The sequence below is a fragment of the Pseudomonas sp. nanlin1 genome (assembly GCF_045571515.1).
GTDB lineage: Bacteria > Pseudomonadota > Gammaproteobacteria > Pseudomonadales > Pseudomonadaceae > Aquipseudomonas.
Genome location: NZ_CP124218.1, coordinates 559,421 through 575,645, shown reverse-complemented (window position 1 = coordinate 575,645; position 16,225 = coordinate 559,421). Strand labels below are relative to the sequence as shown.

14 protein-coding genes and 1 pseudogene are annotated in these 16,225 nt (G+C 62.2%); 4 read left to right on the top strand and 11 right to left on the bottom strand.

Annotation, left to right across the window (positions count from 1 at the left end; all coding sequences use genetic code 11):
- Window positions 1–312: 312 nt before the first annotated feature.
- The 8 genes from fdhA to QCL65_RS02670 form a co-directional block, all read right to left on the bottom strand.
- Complete coding sequence (fdhA, locus tag QCL65_RS02705) at window positions 313–1,512, bottom strand: formaldehyde dehydrogenase, glutathione-independent (protein ID WP_407314629.1); 1,200 nt, start codon at window positions 1,510–1,512, stop codon at window positions 313–315.
- Window positions 1,513–1,571: 59 nt separating this feature from the next.
- Window positions 1,572–2,429 (bottom strand): formyltetrahydrofolate deformylase, encoded by an 858-nt coding sequence (purU, locus tag QCL65_RS02700; protein ID WP_407314628.1) that lies wholly within the window; start codon window positions 2,427–2,429, stop codon window positions 1,572–1,574.
- Between the two features lie 34 nt (window positions 2,430–2,463).
- On the bottom strand, window positions 2,464–3,096 hold the full coding sequence (locus QCL65_RS02695; protein ID WP_407314625.1) for a sarcosine oxidase subunit gamma: 633 nt from the start codon (window positions 3,094–3,096) through the stop codon (window positions 2,464–2,466).
- A 66-nt stretch (window positions 3,097–3,162) separates the two neighbouring features.
- Window positions 3,163–6,180 carry a sarcosine oxidase subunit alpha gene (locus tag QCL65_RS02690; RefSeq protein ID WP_407314623.1) on the bottom strand — a complete coding sequence of 1,006 codons (3,018 nt, stop codon included), beginning with the start codon at window positions 6,178–6,180 and terminating at the stop codon, window positions 3,163–3,165.
- Complete coding sequence (locus QCL65_RS02685) at window positions 6,177–6,482, bottom strand: sarcosine oxidase subunit delta (protein WP_407314621.1); 306 nt, start codon at window positions 6,480–6,482, stop codon at window positions 6,177–6,179. Before QCL65_RS02685 ends, QCL65_RS02690 begins: the two co-directional genes overlap by 4 nt.
- A 17-nt stretch (window positions 6,483–6,499) precedes the next feature.
- Complete coding sequence (locus QCL65_RS02680; RefSeq protein ID WP_407314619.1) at window positions 6,500–7,750, bottom strand: sarcosine oxidase subunit beta family protein; 1,251 nt, start codon at window positions 7,748–7,750, stop codon at window positions 6,500–6,502.
- A 15-nt stretch (window positions 7,751–7,765) separates the two neighbouring features.
- Window positions 7,766–9,019, bottom strand: coding sequence for a serine hydroxymethyltransferase (glyA, locus tag QCL65_RS02675; protein ID WP_407314617.1), 1,254 nt, complete (start codon window positions 9,017–9,019; stop codon window positions 7,766–7,768).
- A gap of 168 nt (window positions 9,020–9,187) precedes the next feature.
- Window positions 9,188–9,910 carry a TraX family protein gene (locus QCL65_RS02670; protein WP_407314615.1) on the bottom strand — a complete coding sequence of 241 codons (723 nt, stop codon included), beginning with the start codon at window positions 9,908–9,910 and terminating at the stop codon, window positions 9,188–9,190.
- Between the two features lie 90 nt (window positions 9,911–10,000).
- On the opposite strand from QCL65_RS02670, the gene QCL65_RS02665 reads away from it, so the two are divergent.
- Complete coding sequence (locus tag QCL65_RS02665; RefSeq protein ID WP_407314613.1) at window positions 10,001–11,044, top strand: threonine aldolase family protein; 1,044 nt, start codon at window positions 10,001–10,003, stop codon at window positions 11,042–11,044.
- A 28-nt stretch (window positions 11,045–11,072) separates the two neighbouring features.
- On the opposite strand, the gene QCL65_RS02660 is transcribed toward QCL65_RS02665, so the two are convergent.
- Window positions 11,073–11,372, bottom strand: coding sequence for a cell division protein ZapA (locus QCL65_RS02660; RefSeq protein WP_407314611.1), 300 nt, complete (start codon window positions 11,370–11,372; stop codon window positions 11,073–11,075).
- Complete coding sequence (locus QCL65_RS02655; protein ID WP_407314609.1) at window positions 11,369–11,593, bottom strand: hypothetical protein; 225 nt, start codon at window positions 11,591–11,593, stop codon at window positions 11,369–11,371. The genes QCL65_RS02660 and QCL65_RS02655 overlap by 4 nt, the downstream gene beginning before the upstream one ends.
- 257 nt (window positions 11,594–11,850) lie before the next feature.
- On the opposite strand from QCL65_RS02655, the pseudogene QCL65_RS02650 reads away from it, so the two are divergent.
- Together QCL65_RS02650 and QCL65_RS02645 are read left to right on the top strand one after the other, a co-directional pair.
- Window positions 11,851–12,618 (top strand): annotated as a pseudogene (locus tag QCL65_RS02650) (MCP four helix bundle domain-containing protein); the annotation flags it as partial.
- Window positions 12,604–13,476, top strand: coding sequence for a methyl-accepting chemotaxis protein (locus tag QCL65_RS02645; RefSeq protein WP_407316641.1), 873 nt, complete (start codon window positions 12,604–12,606; stop codon window positions 13,474–13,476). The pseudogene QCL65_RS02650 and the gene QCL65_RS02645, both read left to right, overlap by 15 nt.
- Window positions 13,477–13,535: 59 nt before the next feature.
- On the opposite strand, the gene gbcB is transcribed toward QCL65_RS02645, so the two are convergent.
- Window positions 13,536–14,636 (bottom strand): glycine-betaine demethylase subunit GbcB, encoded by a 1,101-nt coding sequence (gbcB, locus tag QCL65_RS02640; protein WP_407314607.1) that lies wholly within the window; start codon window positions 14,634–14,636, stop codon window positions 13,536–13,538.
- Window positions 14,637–14,922: 286 nt separating this feature from the next.
- Here gbcB and gbcA point away from each other — a divergent pair, with 286 nt between their 5' ends.
- Entirely contained in the window at window positions 14,923–16,218 is a 1,296-nt protein-coding gene (gene gbcA, locus QCL65_RS02635; RefSeq protein ID WP_407314605.1) for a glycine-betaine demethylase subunit GbcA, read from the top strand.
- Window positions 16,219–16,225 lie beyond the last annotated feature (7 nt).

Sequence of the window (16,225 nt, the reverse complement as noted above, 5' to 3'; positions counted from 1 at the left end):
GTGTATTTGACCCTCTCTGCAACGCACGCCAATACCCCCGCAACCGCCTGCCACAGTGCATGCGGATCGGGCGGATAGGGAGTTAACTGTTTAGTCCATAGAGGGAAACAATAACAAAATGGATACACGGGTGCGACAAATTGTCGTCTCCGTGTGGCAGAAACACTGTTGCGCGGTGGGTAATTATCCCGGGGGATGTCAGAAGATCGGGGCCAAGGCCCCTCCTACGGCGCGCGGTGAACGCTGTAGGAGGGGCCTTGGCCCCGAGCTCTTGATCTTCAAAAGATCAAAAGATCAAAAGATCAGAGGGGGTTAGGCCGCGCTAAACAGCTTGTGCGGGTCGATGACGAATTTTTTCGGCACCCCTGAATCGAACTCGCCATACCCCTGGGGCGCCTGGTCCAGGCTGATCACCTGTACGCCCACCACGTCGGCGATGTTGATCCGGTCCCACATGATCGCCTGCATCAACTGGCGGTTGTACTTCATCACCGGGGTTTGCCCAGTATGGAAGCTGTGCGACTTGGCCCAACCCAGCCCAAAGCGAATGCTCAGGCTACCGATCTTCGCGGCGGCGTCGCGGGCGCCAGGGTCTTCGGTGACGTACAAGCCGGGGATGCCGATCTTGCCCGCCACGCGCACCACGCCCATCAACGAGTTCAGCACCGTGGCCGGCGCTTCCTGCTGGGCGCCTTCGTGGCCATGGCCGCGGGCCTCGAAGCCCACGGCATCGACCGCACAGTCGACCTCGGGCTCGCCCAGCAGGTCGGCAATCAGTTCGTGAAGCGGGGTGTCTTGCGACAGATCAGCGATTTCAAAGCCCTGGGCCTTGGCGTGGGCCAAGCGCACGGGGTTGACGTCACCGACGATCACCACAGCCGCGCCGAGCAAGCGCGCCGAGGCGGCGGCGGCCAGGCCTACAGGCCCTGCGCCGGCGATATAGACAGTGCTGCCTGGGCCAACGCCAGCGGTGACGGCACCGTGGTAGCCGGTGGGGAGGATATCCGACAGGCACGTCAGGTCACGGATTTTTTCCATGGCGCGGTCGCGGTCCGGCAGCTTCAGCAGGTTGAAGTCCGCGTAAGGCACTAACACGTACTCGGCTTGCCCGCCGACCCAGTCACCCATGTCGACATAACCGTAGGCGCCACCGGCACGGGCCGGGTTCACTGTCAGGCAGACCCCGGTATTCTGCTCCTTACAGGAGCGGCAGCGGCCGCACGCCACATTGAAGGGGACCGAGACCAGGTCACCCACGGCCAGGTGTTCTACGTCACGCCCGGCTTCGACCACTTCACCGGTGATTTCATGGCCCAACACCAACCCCACTTGGGCGGTGGTGCGGCCGCGCACCATGTGCTGGTCGGAGCCACAGATATTGGTGGAAACCACCCGCAGGATCACCCCATGTTCTATGCGTTTACCGCGAGGATCCTCCATTTTTGGGAAGGGGATTGCTTGTACCTCGACCTTGCCAGCACCGAGATATACCACGCCGCGATTACCAGTCATGTTATTGCCTCTGGGTTGATTGTTGTTATTGGAAAAGCCCGTGCAGCGCTGCTTGGCTGTTACAACACCACCGTGCGATTAGCGTTCAAGAACACCCGCCGCTCGATGTGATAGCCCACTGCGCGGGCCAGGGTCAGGCATTCGATGTCACGCCCTTTGGCGATCAAGTCTTCAGGGTAGTGGCTATGGTCCACGACTTCCACGCCTTGGGCGATGATCGGCCCCTCGTCGAGGTCGTTGTTGATGTAGTGAGCGGTGGCCCCCACCAGTTTCACGCCCTTGTTATAGGCCTGGTGATAAGGCTTGGCGCCCTTGAAACCGGGCAGCAGCGAGTGATGGATATTGATCGCCCGGCCGTCCAGTTGGCGGCACAGCTCAGGTGACAACACTTGCATGTAGCGCGCGAGAATCACCAGTTCCGCACCGCTTTGTTCGACCACCTGCATGACCCGCCGCTCTTGTGCCGGCTTGTCCTTGGGGTCGAGGGCAAAGTGGTGATAGGGGATCCCGTGCCACTGGGCCAAGGGCTCGAGGTCGGGGTGGTTGGAAATCACCGCCGCGACGTCCATGGACAACTGGCCAATGCGCTGGCGGTAGAGCAAATCGTTGAGGCAGTGGTCGGCCTTGGAGACCATGATCACCACCTTGGGCCGATATTGCGGCGGGGTCAGCTCGAACAGCATGCCGAACGTCTGCCCACGCTCCGCCAGGCCGCTACGGAAAGCCGCCTCGTCGAAACCCTCGGGCTGGCGAAACTCCACGCGGATAAAAAACCGCGCCGACAACCGGTCGTCGAACGAGTGGTGCTCGGTGACATAGCAGCTCTGTTCGAACAGGTAGCCAGTGACCGCGTCCACCGTGCCAAGCACGCTAGGGCAATCGGCGGTGAGGATCCAGGTATCGGGGGCGCGGCTCATCGGTTGATCCTTAACGAAAGATAGAGGCTTGGGGTCAGGCTTCGATGCTCAGCCCATATTCGGCCGACGCATCCTGCAACCACAGCCACCAGTAATCGGAGAAGCTGCGGCGAATCAAGAGCTCCCAGGTGTCTTCAGCGGTGTGCCGAATGACCAACTGCGACTTGGCGAACACCGTGCCCACCGCTTTGCCGACCGGGAAATTGCTTGGGTGCACGTCGTAACTGGTGGACTTCATCAGTACCTGGCGCACGTTCGGGCCACGCAGTTCGAGGATGCTCTGGCCGCCGCTGACGTTGACGATCGCCACATGCAAACCGGCCAAGGCTTCACGCAGACGCTGCTCGGCTGCCAGCTCTTCGCCGCTGGGGACGATCAGCAGCCATTCATCCGGGCCCAGCCACTGCAGGGAAGTCTCGCCATTGACCAGCAGGCCGAGGGCGCCCGGCAGTTCCAAGCCGGTGGCTTTGTGCACGGCCCCGGCGAAGGCCGGGTCTTTGCCGTCACCGCGCAACGTCAGGTGGCCCAAGAGTTTTTTCTCGCGCAGGATCACACCCGCGCCCGGGGCGGCTTTGCCCACCAGGCTGGCGAGGTCGGCGTGGTGCAGCGGCGACTCGGCTTTGGCGCTGCCGGTGGGGCGTTGTTCATATACGTTGACTGTGGTCATGAAGGACACCTGTCAGGGAATTCGGTGGCAAACCTTGAGGGACCGGGGCCAGGCCCCGGTCGGGCGTTACAGGTTCTGGCGTTCGCCCTTGGGGTCGAAAAATACCGACGAGCAAATTTCTGCCTCGATCACGCTACCGTCCGCCTGGGGCGAGAAAACCCGCTCACCCATACGCTTGAGGCCGCCTTTGACCACGCCCATGGCGAACGAATAACCCAGCGAGTTGCTGGCATAGCTGGACGTCACATGGCCGACCATGCTCATGGGGATCGGCTGCTTGGGGTCGAACACCAACTGCGCGCCTTCGGGCAGCCACTTGTTCGGGTCCACCGGCTTTAGGCCGACCAACTGCTTGCGCTCTTCGCGCACGCAGTCTTCGCGGTTCATGCCGCGCCAGCCGATCCACGAGAACGGCTTGGTACGGCCCACGCACCAGCCCATGTTGAGGTCGTCCGGGGTCATCGAGCCGTCGGTGTCCTGGCCCACAATGATGAAGCCCTTTTCGGCGCGCAACACGTGCATGGTCTCGGTGCCATAGGGGGTCAGGTTGTAGGCCTTGCCCGCTTCCTCGATCTTCTCCAGGACACCCATGGCGTAGTCAGCCTGGATGTTCACTTCGTAGGACAGCTCACCGGTAAAGGAGATGCGGAACACCCGCGCGGGGACGCCGCCCACCAGGCCCTCTTTCCAGGTCATGAACGGGAAGGCTTCTTTACCCAGGTCGATGTCGGTCACGTGGCTGAGCAACTGGCGGCTGTTGGGCCCGGAAAGGGTCAAGGTGGCCCAGTGGTCGGTCACGGAGGTGAAATACACCTTCAGCTCAGGCCATTCGGTTTGCTGGTAGATCTCCAACCACTGCAATACCCGTGCGGCGCCGCCGGTGGTGGTGGTCATCAGGAAGTGGTTATCGGCCAGGCAGGCGGTCACACCGTCGTCGAAGACCATGCCGTCTTCTTTGCACATCAGGCCGTAGCGCGCTTTACCCACATCGAGCTTGGTCCAGGCGTTGGTGTAGATACGGTTGAGGAACTCGCGGGCGTCGGGGCCCTGAATGTCGATCTTGCCCAGGGTCGAGGCGTCCAGCAGGCCGACGCTGTCGCGCACGGCTTTGCATTCGCGGGCCACGGCGGCGTGCAGGTCTTCACCGTTACGCGGGAAGTACCAAGGCCGTTTCCATTGGCCGACGTCTTCGAATTCGGCTTTGTGCGCGACGTGCCAAGCGTGCAAGGCGGTGAAGCGCACGGGTTCGAACAGGTGGCCGCAATGGCGCCCGGCTACGGCGCCGAAGGTCACTGGCGTATAGTTTGGGCGGAACATGGTGGTGCCCATCTCGGTGATCGAGATGCCCCGGCTGCGTGCCGCAATGGCCAGGCCGTTGATGTTGCCGAGCTTGCCTTGATCGGTGCCGAAGCCCAGCGCGGTGTAACGCTTGACGTGCTCGACCGACTCAAAGCCTTCGCGGGTGGCCAATTCGATGGCCGCGGCGGTGACGTCGTTCTGCAGGTCGACGAATTGCTTCGGTGCCCGCGCGGTGGCTTTTTCGTGGGGCACTTGGAACAGCGCCAGCGTGGGTTCTTCGTGGCGCTGCAGGGCTTTGGGCAATACCCCTTCAACCACCCCAAAGCCTGCTTCGGCAGCCGCACGGGCGCCGCCCTCGAAACCATCGGCCAGGCTGTCGCCCAAGCCGAATACACCGTTGACACCGCCCACACACACGCGCTTCTGCGGCGCGTCGCCGGGAACGAACGCGAGGATATCTTCGCGCCAGACCGGCTTGCCGCCCAAGTGCGATGCCAGGTGCACCACCGGGCTATAACCCCCCGAACTGGCCACCAGGTCGCAGTCCAGCCACTCACCGGGGCTGGTGACTTTATGGGCTTTGACATCAATGGCGGCTACGCGCGCAGCCGTGACGTGCTTGCTGCCGCGCGCTTCGACCACCGCACTGCCGGTGAGAATCCGAATACCTTTGGCCCGCGCCTCTTCTACCAACGCGCCGCGTGGGTTGTGCCGGGCGTCGGCGACGGCCACCACGGCCAGGCCGGCATCCAGCCAATCGAGAGCGACGCGGTAAGCGAAGTCGTTGTTGGTCGACAGCACCAGTTTTTTACCCGGCGCCACGCCATAGCGACGCACATAGGTCGAAACCGCGCCGGCAAGCATATTGCCCGGCACATCATTGTTGCCGTACACCAAAGGCCGCTCGTGGGTGCCGGTGGCCAACACCACGCGCTTGGCGCGGATCCGGTGCATGCGTTGGCGCACTTGGCCCAATGGTGCCCGGTCGCCCAGGTGGTCGGTGAGGCGTTCGTGGGCGGTCAGAAAGTTATGGTCGTGGTAGCCGTGCACCGTGGTGCGTGGCAACAACACCACCGAAGGCAGGCTGCGCAATTCGGCGACGACGCTGGCCAGCCACTCGGCAGCCGGTTGCCCATCGAGGCTTTCGCGGGTATCGAGCAGGCTACCACCGAATTCTTCTTGCTCATCGGCGACGATCACCCGCGCGCCGCTGCGGGCAGCAGCCAATGCGGCGGCCAGGCCCGCAGGGCCGGTGCCGACGATCAGCACGTCGCAGTGCTGGTTCATGTAGTCGTAGCTGTCAGGGTCCAGCTCGGTTGGCGAGCGGCCCAGGCCGGCGGCCTTGCGGATGTACTTTTCGTAAGTCATCCAGAAAGACTGCGGGTACATGAAGGTCTTGTAGTAGAAACCCGGCGGCATCAGCTTGCCGCCGACTTTGCCCAGAATGCCCATCATGTCGGTGTTGACGTTAGGCCAACCGTTGGTGCTGGTGGCCACCAGGCCCTGGTACAGCGCCTGCTGAGTGGCCCGCACGTTAGGGATCTGGGTCGCTTCGGTGGCGCCGATCTGCAGCACCGCGTTGGGCTCTTCGGCACCGGCGGCGACAATGCCGCGCGGGCGCGAGTACTTGAAGCTGCGGCCGACAATGTCTACGCCATTGGCCAGCAAGGCGGAAGCCAGCGTGTCGCCTTCATAGCCGTGCAGGGTCTGCCCGTTGAAGGTGAAGGTGATTTTTTTGCTGCGGTCCAGACGTCCGCCGTTGGACAGGCGATTGACCTGGCTCATAGCTGTTCTCCCGATGCGCTCTTGGCCGTCACCTGCGGCTTGGCGCCGATGGGGTAGGTTTCCAGAATTTCGTAGGTGACGGTGTCGCGGGTGGCGTTGAAATACTGCCGGCAGCCAGCCTGGTGAATCCACAACTCATGGTGCAGGCCGCGGGGGTTGTCGCGAAAAAACATATAGTCGCCCCACTGCTCATCGCTGCAGGCGCTGGGGTCCAGCGGGCGCGGAATGTGGGCCTGACCGGCGGGGTGGAATTCTTCTTCGGAGCGCAGTTCGCCGCAATGGGGACAGAAGATATGCAACATGTCGGGGTTCTCCTGTTTTAGTGGGCGACCGCGGCGGCGCCGTGTTCGTCGATCAGCGCGCCGTTGTGGAAGCGCTCGATGGAAAAAGGTTTGGCCAGCGGGTGCATTTCGCCCGTGGCCAGGCTCGCGGCAAACACATTGCCGGAGCCTGGCGTGGCCTTGAACCCACCGGTGCCCCAACCGCAGTTGAAAAACATATTGGGCACTGGAGTTTTCGAGATGATCGGGCAAGCGTCCGGGGTGGTGTCGACGATGCCGCCCCACTGGCGGTTCATGCGCACCCGCGACAGCACCGGGAACATCTCGACGATGGCTTGCAGGGTGTGCTCGATCACCGGGTAGGAACCGCGCTGGCCGTAGCCGACCCAGCTGTCGATACCGGCACCGATCACCAGGTCGCCTTTGTCTGACTGGCTGATGTAACCGTGCACGGCGTTGGACATGATGACGCTGTCGATAATCGGCTTGATCGGCTCTGATACCAGCGCCTGCAAGGGGTGCGACTCGACCGGCAGGCGAAACCCGGCCAGTTTGGCCATGTGCCCCGAATTGCCGGCAGTGACCACACCCACACGCTTGGCGCCGATGAAACCCTTGTTGGTTTCGACGCCGATGCACACGCCGTTCTCCTTGCGAAAGCCGATCACTTCGGTTTGCTGGATCAGGTCGACCCCCAAGGCGTCGGCCGCACGGGCGAAGCCCCAGGCCACGGCGTCATGCCGGGCCACACCGCCGCGCCGCTGCACGGTGGCGCCAATGATGGGGTAGCGGGTGTTTTTCGAGCAGTCCAGGTAGGGGATTTCGTCCGCCACCTGCTGGCCGTTGAGCAGTTCGCCGTCCACCCCGTTAAGGCGGTTGGCGCTCACCCGGCGCTCGGAATCGCGCATGTCCTGCAGGGTATGGCACAGGTTGTAGACGCCGCGCTGGGAAAACATCACGTTGTAATTGAGGTCCTGGGACAGGCCTTCCCAGAGCTTCATGGCGTGTTCGTAAAGGTGCGCCGACTCGTCCCAGAGGTAGTTGGAACGCACGATGGTGGTATTACGCGCGGTGTTACCGCCGCCCAGCCAGCCTTTCTCGACCACGGCCACGTTGGTGATGCCGTGGACTTTGGCCAGGTAATAGGCCGTCGCCAGGCCATGCCCGCCGCCGCCCACGATGACCACGTCGTAGACTTTCTTGGGGGTGGGCGTGCGCCACATGCGCTGCCAGTTTTCGTGGTGGCTGAGGGAGTGTTTGAAAAGGCCGAAGCCCGAATAGCGTTGCATAGCGTTACTCCACTCTCAGCGGTAAACCGGGAAATCGGCACACAGGGCGGCGACTTGCGCGGCCACATTGGCTTCGACGTCGGCGTCGCCCAGGTTGTCCAGAATGTCGCAGATCCAGCCGGCCAAGGTCACGCACTGCGCCACTTTGAAACCGCGGCTGCTGACGGCCGGCGTACCGATGCGCAGGCCAGAGGTGACAAAGGGCGATTGCGGGTCGTTGGGCACGGCGTTTTTGTTGACGGTGATGTGGGCCCGGCCCAAGGCTGCGTCGGCGTCTTTGCCGGTCAGGCCCTGGCGGATCAGGCTGACCAGAAACAGGTGGTTGTCAGTGCCGCCGGAGACCACATCGTAGCCCCGTTGGATAAACACTTCGGCCATGGCCTGGGCGTTGTCGATGACCTGCTGCTGGTACGCCTTGAAGCTCGGCTCCATGGCTTCCTTGAAGCACACCGCCTTGGCCGCGATCACGTGCATCAGGGGGCCGCCCTGGCCGCCGGGGAACACCGCCGAGTTGAGTTTCTTCTCCAGGGCCTCGTTGGCCTTGGCCAGAATCAGCCCGCCACGGGGGCCGCGCAGGGTTTTATGGGTGGTGGTGGTGACCACGTCGGCATAGGGCAGCGGGTTGGGGTACAACCCTGCCGCAACCAGCCCGGCGACGTGGGCCATGTCGACGAACAGGTACGCCCCGACCTTGTCGGCGATCTGGCGGAAGCGCGGAAAATCCAGGGTTTTCGAATAGGCCGAGAAACCGGCGATGAGCATTTTCGGTTGATGCTCCACCGCCAGGCGCTCGACCTCGTCGTAGTCGATCAAGCCGGTTTCGGTGTCGATGCCGTACTGCACCGCGTTATAGAGCTTGCCGGAAAAACTCACGCTGGCGCCGTGGGTCAGGTGCCCGCCATGGGCCAGGCTCATGCCCAGCACGGTATCGCCTGCTTGCAGCAAGGCCAGGTAGACCGCCGCGTTGGCTTGGCTGCCCGAATGCGGCTGGACGTTGGCATAGTCGGCGCCGAACAGCTGCTTGGCGCGCTCGATGGCCAGCATCTCAACCTTATCGACGTGCTCACAGCCGCCGTAGTAACGCTTGCCCGGGTAACCCTCGGCATACTTGTTGGTCAGGCCGCTGCCCTGGGCCTGCATGACCCGCTGGCTGGTGTAGTTTTCCGAGGCGATCAGCTCGATGTGGTCTTCCTGACGTTGCTCCTCGGCATTCATCGCCGCCAGCAGTGCATCGTCGTAGCCTTGGATCTGGTCTTGCTTGCTGAACATCGCGATTCTCCCGGCGGCGGCATGGCGCCCGTGGTCTGCTGTGGGGCAATACCGAAGCGGGCCCCTTTGCAGCGATGGTATGACTGGCGCGGCCAGGCCAAATGCCTACGCACGCCACGCAAAGGTGCGTTTACGACATAGCCCGTGGCGGGCAGCGAACGGGGCGGCTCAGGTGCTGCGAATAAGCACCCGCAAGGCCAGCAGCACAAGAAAGTGCACAGGGTAGAAGCCATACGCCCAGCGGCGCAGGGCCGGGACGCGCCAGCGCAGCCCGGAGCGCAGCAAGGCCATGCCCAACCAGGGGGCCAGCAGGCAGGCAGCGATGCCGCTGATGGCCAGGGGGTCGCCATAACGGGCCGACGCAAACAGGCCTTCCCAGGCGTTGCCCAGCAGGCAAAACAGGCCGGGTAGCAGCGCCCACCGGGCTCGGCGCTGCCATACCAAGAGAAACACCAGCGGCAACAGGACCCCAGGCACGCTGAACATCAGCCAATGTTCAAATACGACAGCGCCGCCCAGGGCCAGCGCAGCCAAAGCCAGCATGGGGGCGCTGCGCTGCTGCCAGGCACTGCCAATGATTAAACCCAGGGCCAGGGTGGGCATGACGTTCAAGGAGGCCGCCGGGTAGACGAACATTCGGTAGGGGATTTCAGACAGCGCGGCAAACACCAGCATCCAGCCCAGGTAACGGGGCGACAGCCCTGCCCCGGGCCGGCGCATCAGGTTCGCCGCAATGGCCAGGCAGAACCATGGAAATGCCAGGCGGCCAGGCACATACAGGAACTCCAATGGCCAGCCCACATAACGCAGGTGGTCGAGCACCATGCACACCAGGGCCAGCCATTTGAGCAGGTCGAGGGCGTGGTCGCGTTGGGGTCGATCGAGGCGCATGGCGTTACCTGTCCAAGAGAGGCGCAGGCGGCCCTCTCACTGCAAAATTCGGCTAAAGTACCGCGCATAATCGAGCACAAGGATTTACCGATGACCGACTCCACCCAGCAGTTCGCCAGTGACAACTATTCTGGCATTTGCCCCGAAGCCTGGGCGGCCATGGAACAGGCCAACCACGGCCACCAGCGCGCATACGGTGACGACCAATGGACCGCCCGCGCCGCTGATGAATTCCGTCGGCTGTTCGAAACCGATTGCGAGGTGTTCTTCGCCTTCAACGGTACAGCCGCCAACTCCCTGGCGCTGTCGTCCCTGTGCCAGAGTTACCACAGTGTTATCTGCTCGGAAACCGCCCACGTCGAGACCGACGAATGCGGCGCGCCGGAATTCTTTTCCAATGGCTCCAAATTGCTCACTGCGCGCACCGAGGCCGGCAAGCTAACGCCCGCCGCGATCCGGGAAGTTGCCCTCAAGCGCCTGGATATCCACTACCCCAAACCCCGCGTAGTCACCCTCACCCAGGCCACCGAAGTGGGCAGCGTCTACCGTCCGGACGAGCTCAAGGCCATTAGCGCCACCTGCAAGGAGCTGGGCCTGAACCTGCACATGGACGGCGCCCGCTTCAGCAACGCCTGCGCCTTTCTGGGCTGCTCGCCCGCCGAGCTGACCTGGAAAGCCGGGGTCGATGTGCTGTGCTTTGGTGGCACCAAAAATGGCATGGCCGTGGGTGAAGCGATTCTGTTCTTCAACCGCAAACTGGCGGAAGACTTCGACTACCGCTGCAAGCAAGCTGGCCAATTGGCCTCGAAAATGCGCTTTCTTTCGGCACCCTGGGTTGGGTTGCTGGAAAATGACGCCTGGCTGCGCCACGCCAGCCATGCGAACCACTGCGCACAGTTGCTCAGCCAACTGGCCAGCGATATTCCAGGGGCAGAACTGATGTTTCCGGTGGAAGCCAATGGGGTCTTTTTGAAAATGCCGGAGCCGGCGCTGGAAGCCTTGCGCAGCAAGGGCTGGCGCTTCTACACCTTCATTGGCAGCGGCGGCGCGCGCTTTATGTGCTCGTGGGACACGGAGCCGGCGCGGGTGCGCGAGTTGGCGGCGGACATCCGCCAGGTGCTGGAGGCGGCGTGACGGATCGGGGCCGAGGCCCCGACCATTGCTAATGATCGCCGATTGTCCGGGCGATTACCTCAACCGTGGCGTTGACTTGCTCTTGATAACGGTTGAGGGCCTGTTGATGTTCGCGCTGCAGCTCCATTTGCTGCGAACACAGGTTTAGCGCAGTGAGCACCAGTAGCTTGTCGCCCACCAGGGTGGGGTAGCGACGCTTGGTCTCAGCGAGGGTGCGGTCCAGCATCCGAGCCGCGTCCACCAGGGCTTGCTGCTCGCCTTCGGGCGCCTTGATCGAGTAGTCGTTGCCCAAAATCGACAACACTTTGACCGGCGCGTCAGTGCTCATGCTGCGGCCGAACTGGCGCGCTCGACCAAGGCCTGAATACGGGCCGCCGTGCTCCCGTGTTGCTCTTCTTGCTCCAATAGGTTGAGCTGCAGGGTTTCGTTTTCGTCTTTGACGCGGGCCAATTCCGCACTCATTTGAGCGTTGTTTTCGGACAGTTCGCGGTTGTGTTTGACCAGCTCGCTGACCAGGGCTTCGAGTTGGCTGAGGGATGCTTCTAACATAATGATTTCTCTGGGTTTGGGGGCGCACACGATAATGAAAAGTTGCCGCGCAAGCCAGGATTATAAGGCCCCCGGTGGACCCTGAAACACCCCTTCGGTTCCATACCGAGCGACACAAAGCCCCCGCAAGATGTGTGGCCAAATAATGGCCAGGTGCGACAATTTGTCTTTCAAGCTGGACCTCTTGGCACCGATAAGCCGGTTCAATCTTCTACCCCAAGCGCATGGACCGCGTGTAAGCAGATCGGAACCCGTCCATGTCATTACGCTCTATGAACATCGCGCCGCGCGCGCTGCTCGGTTTCGCCATGATCGGCACCTTGATGATCGTCCTTGGCGTGTTCGCCCTCAGCCAGATGCGCACTATCCGCTCGGCTGGCGAAGACATCGAACGCATCAGCGTGCCGAGCCTGACCAGCCTCAACGAGTTCACTCAACTGACCCTGCGCCTGCGCGTGTTGTCCTACCGCCTATTGCTTAACCGTGAGCCCGACGTTCAGCAAAAGACCGTGCAGTTATTCGAGATGCGCAACGAGCAGATCGACAAAGCCAAAACGCGCTTCGAGGCGTTGATTCGCAACGATGACGAGCGGCTGATCTTCGAAGACTACAAAAAGCTGCTCACTGAGTACCGCCAGCTGGAAGCGCGTATGAAGCGCCTGTCGGCGGCCAACCAGCTGGAAGAACTGCGCAGCCTGCTCAACAGCGATTTGCTGAGCAACTCCGAGCAAGTCAATGCCGTGCTCGACAAACTGATCAAGATCAACAGCCGACAAACCGCCGCCACCAACCAGAACGCCGCAGACCAATACGCGTCGGCTTTTGTTCTGGTGATCGTGATGCTGGGGGTCGCCATGCTGCTGACGGTCATTTTTGCCTGGTTGTTGACCCGCAGTATCGTGCAGCCCATCGACCAGGCCCTGACAGCAGCCGAAGCCATCGCCAATGGCGACCTGACGCGTGCGATCCAGGTATCGGGCAATGACGAAGCCGCCCGCTTGCTGGGTGCCATGCACAAAATGCAGCACAACCTGCGCAGCACTTTGCAGGGCATTACCGGATCGTCCCAGCAGTTAGCCACCGCCGCCGATCAGCTCAATAGCGTGACCGACGAGAGCGCCCGCGGCCTTACCCAGCAAAACCACGAAATAGAACAGGCGGCCACTGCCGTCAATGAGATGACTAGCGCCGTCGAAGAAGTGGCGCGCAACGCGGTCAGCACCTCGCAAGCCTCGAAAGACGCTACCAACTCGGCGGGCGACGGCCGCGACTTGGTGCAGGAAACGGTCGAAGCCATCGAGCGCATGAGCACTGACGTGCAAGCCACGGCGGCCTTGGTCGGCAATCTGGCCACCGAGTCGCGGGACATCGGCAAGGTGCTGGACGTGATTCGAAATCTGGCCGAGCAGACCAACCTGCTGGCCCTTAACGCGGCGATCGAAGCCGCCCGCGCCGGTGAGGCCGGGCGCGGCTTCGCGGTGGTGGCCGACGAGGTGCGGGCCTTGGCGCACCGCACGCAGCAGTCGACCAGCGAAATCGAACGTATGATCGCCAGTATCCAGGGCGGCACGGCGCAGGCGGTGGAGTCGATGCGCAACAGCACCGAGCGGGCCGAGTCGACCCTGAGTATCGCCAAAGGCGCAGGCCAGGCGCTGGACACTATCAATAGCGCCATCGCGCAGATCAACGAGCGCAATTTGGTGATCGCCAGCGCGGCAGAGGAACAAGCGCAGGTGGCCCGTGAAGTGGACCGCAACCTGGTGAATATCCGCGATTTGTCCGTGGGCAGCGCCGCGGGCGCGGAGCAGACCAGCGCGGCCAGTGGTGAGCTGTCACGCTTGGCTGTGGATTTGAATACGCTGGTGGCGCGGTTTCGGATTTAAGGGCGCATGATCGGGGCCAAGGCCCCTCCTACGTTGATGACCGCAAAACGCGAAGCACCTTAAAATTCGATACGTACATCCCCTTTCGGCACACTGCAGCACGACAGGATATAGCCCTCAGCCTCGTCGTCCTCAGTGATGCCACCGTTGTGTTCCATCTCCACCTCGCCCCCCAGTTTGAGCACCTTGCAGGTGCCGCAAATGCCCATGCCGCAGGCCTTGGGAATCATCAGGCCCAGTTTGGCTGCCGCCGCGTGCACGGTTTCGCCAGGGCCCACGCGAATGCTTTTACCCGTAGCGGTGAATTCCACCTGATGCAGGTCGAGCACATCCACTTCCGGCGCATCGGCGGCCTGTTCGGCCTGTTCCACGGCGTCGGCGCGGGCTTCTGGCGGCGTGGCCCCGAAGGATTCCTCGTGGTAGCGCGCCATGTCGTACCCGGCCACTTCCAGCAGACGCTTGACCGCGTTCATATAGGGCGTAGGGCCACAGCAAAAGACTTCGCGCTCCATGAAGTCCGGCGCGATCAATTCGAGCAACTGGTGCTTGAGGTAGCCGCGATAACCCGACCACGGCTCGCCCAGCCCATGCTTCTCGCAAATGATATGCAGGCTGAAGTTGTCGATCCGCGAGGCCATGTGCTCCAGCTCGCGGTGGTAAATGATGTCTTTGGGTGAACGCGCGCTGTGCACGAAGACCATATCGACATTGGCATTGGTGTCGTAGAACCAGCGTGCCATAGACATCACCGGGGTAATGCCGACGCCGCCACTGAGGTAGAGGATCTTCGGGCTGGGGTAGTCGATGGCATTGAACAAACCGACCGGCCCGTGCACGGCCAGCTCCTGGCCCTCATGCAGGGTGTCGTGCAACCAGTTGGAGACGCGCCCACCCGGCACCCGCTTGATGGTGATGGAAAAGCTGTAGGGCACCGACGGCGAACTGGAAATGGTGTAAGAGCGCATCACCGGCTCGCCGTCGATTTCCAATTCCAGGGTGACGAACTGGCCCGGTTTGAAGAAGAACAGGATCGGTTGGTCGGCCATGAAACAGAACGTGCGCACGTCCCAGGTTTCCTGGATCACTTTGACGCAACGCACCACGTGGCGGCCGTTGGCCCAGGTTTGGGTGTTGACCGGGCTCAGGAAGCTGTTCGACATGCTGATCTCCACGGCCGACGGTCGGCCTTCATGGCTGCGATTCTGCGGCCCCGTCGCAGCGATGGCTTGCCTATTCACGACATTCACATGCTTATGGCAACCAGCCCCTATCGGCAAGGGCTTGCGCGTCGGGAACGGATTCGGCCATGTCGCCCATGGATAAGGTTCGGAGCGCGCCGAGTCGCACACTCCGCACACATGCCCACACTTTTTTCGGCAGCCTTGCGTCACCTGTATACAGCCACTTTCCGTCGGCCACAGCCTGTGGCCATTGAGGACACACATGATGGACGTCACGCAAACACTCAGCCTGGGTGACCCGCTGGAACCTGCACGCAAGGCCACTGCAAAAATGCTCCAGGACCGCGAGCGGACGTTCTCGCTGCCGCAGCCTTTCTACAGCGACGAGCGCCTGTTCGATATCGACATGCAGGAGATTTTCCATAAGGAATGGCTGATCGCTGGCATGACCTGCGAAATCCCGGCCAAGGGCAATTTCCTCACCCTGCAAATCGGCGACAACCCCATCATCGTCGTACGCGGCGTCGAAGGGGCGGTGCATGCCTTCCATAACGTGTGCCGGCACAGGGGTTCACGCCTGTGCACTGCCGCCAAAGGCAAAGTGGCCAAACTGGTGTGCGGTTACCACCAGTGGACCTACGAACTGGACGGCCGCTTACTGTTTGCGGGCACCGAAATGGGCGCCGACTTCGACATGAAGCAGTACGGCCTCAAACCGGTGCACGTGAAAACCTCCGGCGGCTACATTTTCATCAGCCTGGCGCAGAACCCACCCGCCATCGACCAGTTCCTCAGTACGCTGAACCATTACATGGAACCGTACGACATGGAGAACACCAAGGTCGCGATCCAGACCGACCTGCTGGAAAAAGCCAACTGGAAGCTGGTGCTGGAAAATAACCGTGAGTGCTACCACTGTGGCGGCTCCCACCCCGAGTTGCTGAAAACCCTGCTGGAATGGGACGACGTGACCGACCCGCGGGCTGACCAGGCCTTCAAGGACCACGTGGCCGCGTCTGCCGCCGCCTGGGAAGCCGAGAAGATCCCCTACGCCCACGCCAGCTTCGGCCTACGCAACCGCATCGTGCGCATGCCGCTGCTCAAAGGCACCGTGTCGATGACCCTGGACGGTAAGCAAGGCTGTGCCAAACTCATGGGCCGCATCAAGAACCCTGAGCTGGGCTCTATGCGCATCCTGCACCTGCCGCACTCGTGGAACCACTGCATGGGCGACCACATCATTGTGTTCACCGTGTGGCCCATCAGCGCCCAAGAAACCCGTGTGACCACCAAATGGCTGGTGCACAAAGACGCCGTGGAAGGGGTCGACTACGACGTCGAGCGCATGCGCCAAGTGTGGGACGCCACCAACGACCAGGACCGCCGCCTGGCTGAAGAAAACCAGCGCGGGATTAACTCGTCGGCCTATCAGCCAGGGCCTTACTCCAAGACTTACGAGTTTGGTGTGGTGAATTTCGTCGACTGGTACAGCGCGCGCATGTTGAATAACTTGGGGGCTGAGCCGGCGGAGTATTTGAAAGGGGTGGCGAGCGGGGAGTGAGTGCCCC

What these genes read in the sequence shown, in the direction of transcription:
- fdhA (WP_407314629.1), bottom strand. Translation starts at nt 1,512, where the DNA reads ATGACTGGTAATCGCGGCGTGGTATATCTCGGTGCTGGCAAGGTCGAG.
- purU (WP_407314628.1), bottom strand. Translation starts at nt 2,429, where the DNA reads ATGAGCCGCGCCCCCGATACCTGGATCCTCACCGCCGATTGCCCTAGC.
- QCL65_RS02695 (WP_407314625.1), bottom strand. Translation starts at nt 3,096, where the DNA reads ATGACCACAGTCAACGTATATGAACAACGCCCCACCGGCAGCGCCAAA.
- QCL65_RS02690 (WP_407314623.1), bottom strand. Translation starts at nt 6,180, where the DNA reads ATGAGCCAGGTCAATCGCCTGTCCAACGGCGGACGTCTGGACCGCAGC.
- QCL65_RS02685 (WP_407314621.1), bottom strand. Translation starts at nt 6,482, where the DNA reads ATGTTGCATATCTTCTGTCCCCATTGCGGCGAACTGCGCTCCGAAGAA.
- QCL65_RS02680 (WP_407314619.1), bottom strand. Translation starts at nt 7,750, where the DNA reads ATGCAACGCTATTCGGGCTTCGGCCTTTTCAAACACTCCCTCAGCCAC.
- glyA (WP_407314617.1), bottom strand. Translation starts at nt 9,019, where the DNA reads ATGTTCAGCAAGCAAGACCAGATCCAAGGCTACGACGATGCACTGCTG.
- QCL65_RS02670 (WP_407314615.1), bottom strand. Translation starts at nt 9,910, where the DNA reads ATGCGCCTCGATCGACCCCAACGCGACCACGCCCTCGACCTGCTCAAA.
- QCL65_RS02665 (WP_407314613.1), top strand. Translation starts at nt 10,001, where the DNA reads ATGACCGACTCCACCCAGCAGTTCGCCAGTGACAACTATTCTGGCATT.
- QCL65_RS02660 (WP_407314611.1), bottom strand. Translation starts at nt 11,372, where the DNA reads ATGAGCACTGACGCGCCGGTCAAAGTGTTGTCGATTTTGGGCAACGAC.
- QCL65_RS02655 (WP_407314609.1), bottom strand. Translation starts at nt 11,593, where the DNA reads ATGTTAGAAGCATCCCTCAGCCAACTCGAAGCCCTGGTCAGCGAGCTG.
- QCL65_RS02645 (WP_407316641.1), top strand. Translation starts at nt 12,604, where the DNA reads ATGCACAAAATGCAGCACAACCTGCGCAGCACTTTGCAGGGCATTACC.
- gbcB (WP_407314607.1), bottom strand. Translation starts at nt 14,636, where the DNA reads ATGTCGAACAGCTTCCTGAGCCCGGTCAACACCCAAACCTGGGCCAAC.
- gbcA (WP_407314605.1), top strand. Translation starts at nt 14,923, where the DNA reads ATGGACGTCACGCAAACACTCAGCCTGGGTGACCCGCTGGAACCTGCA.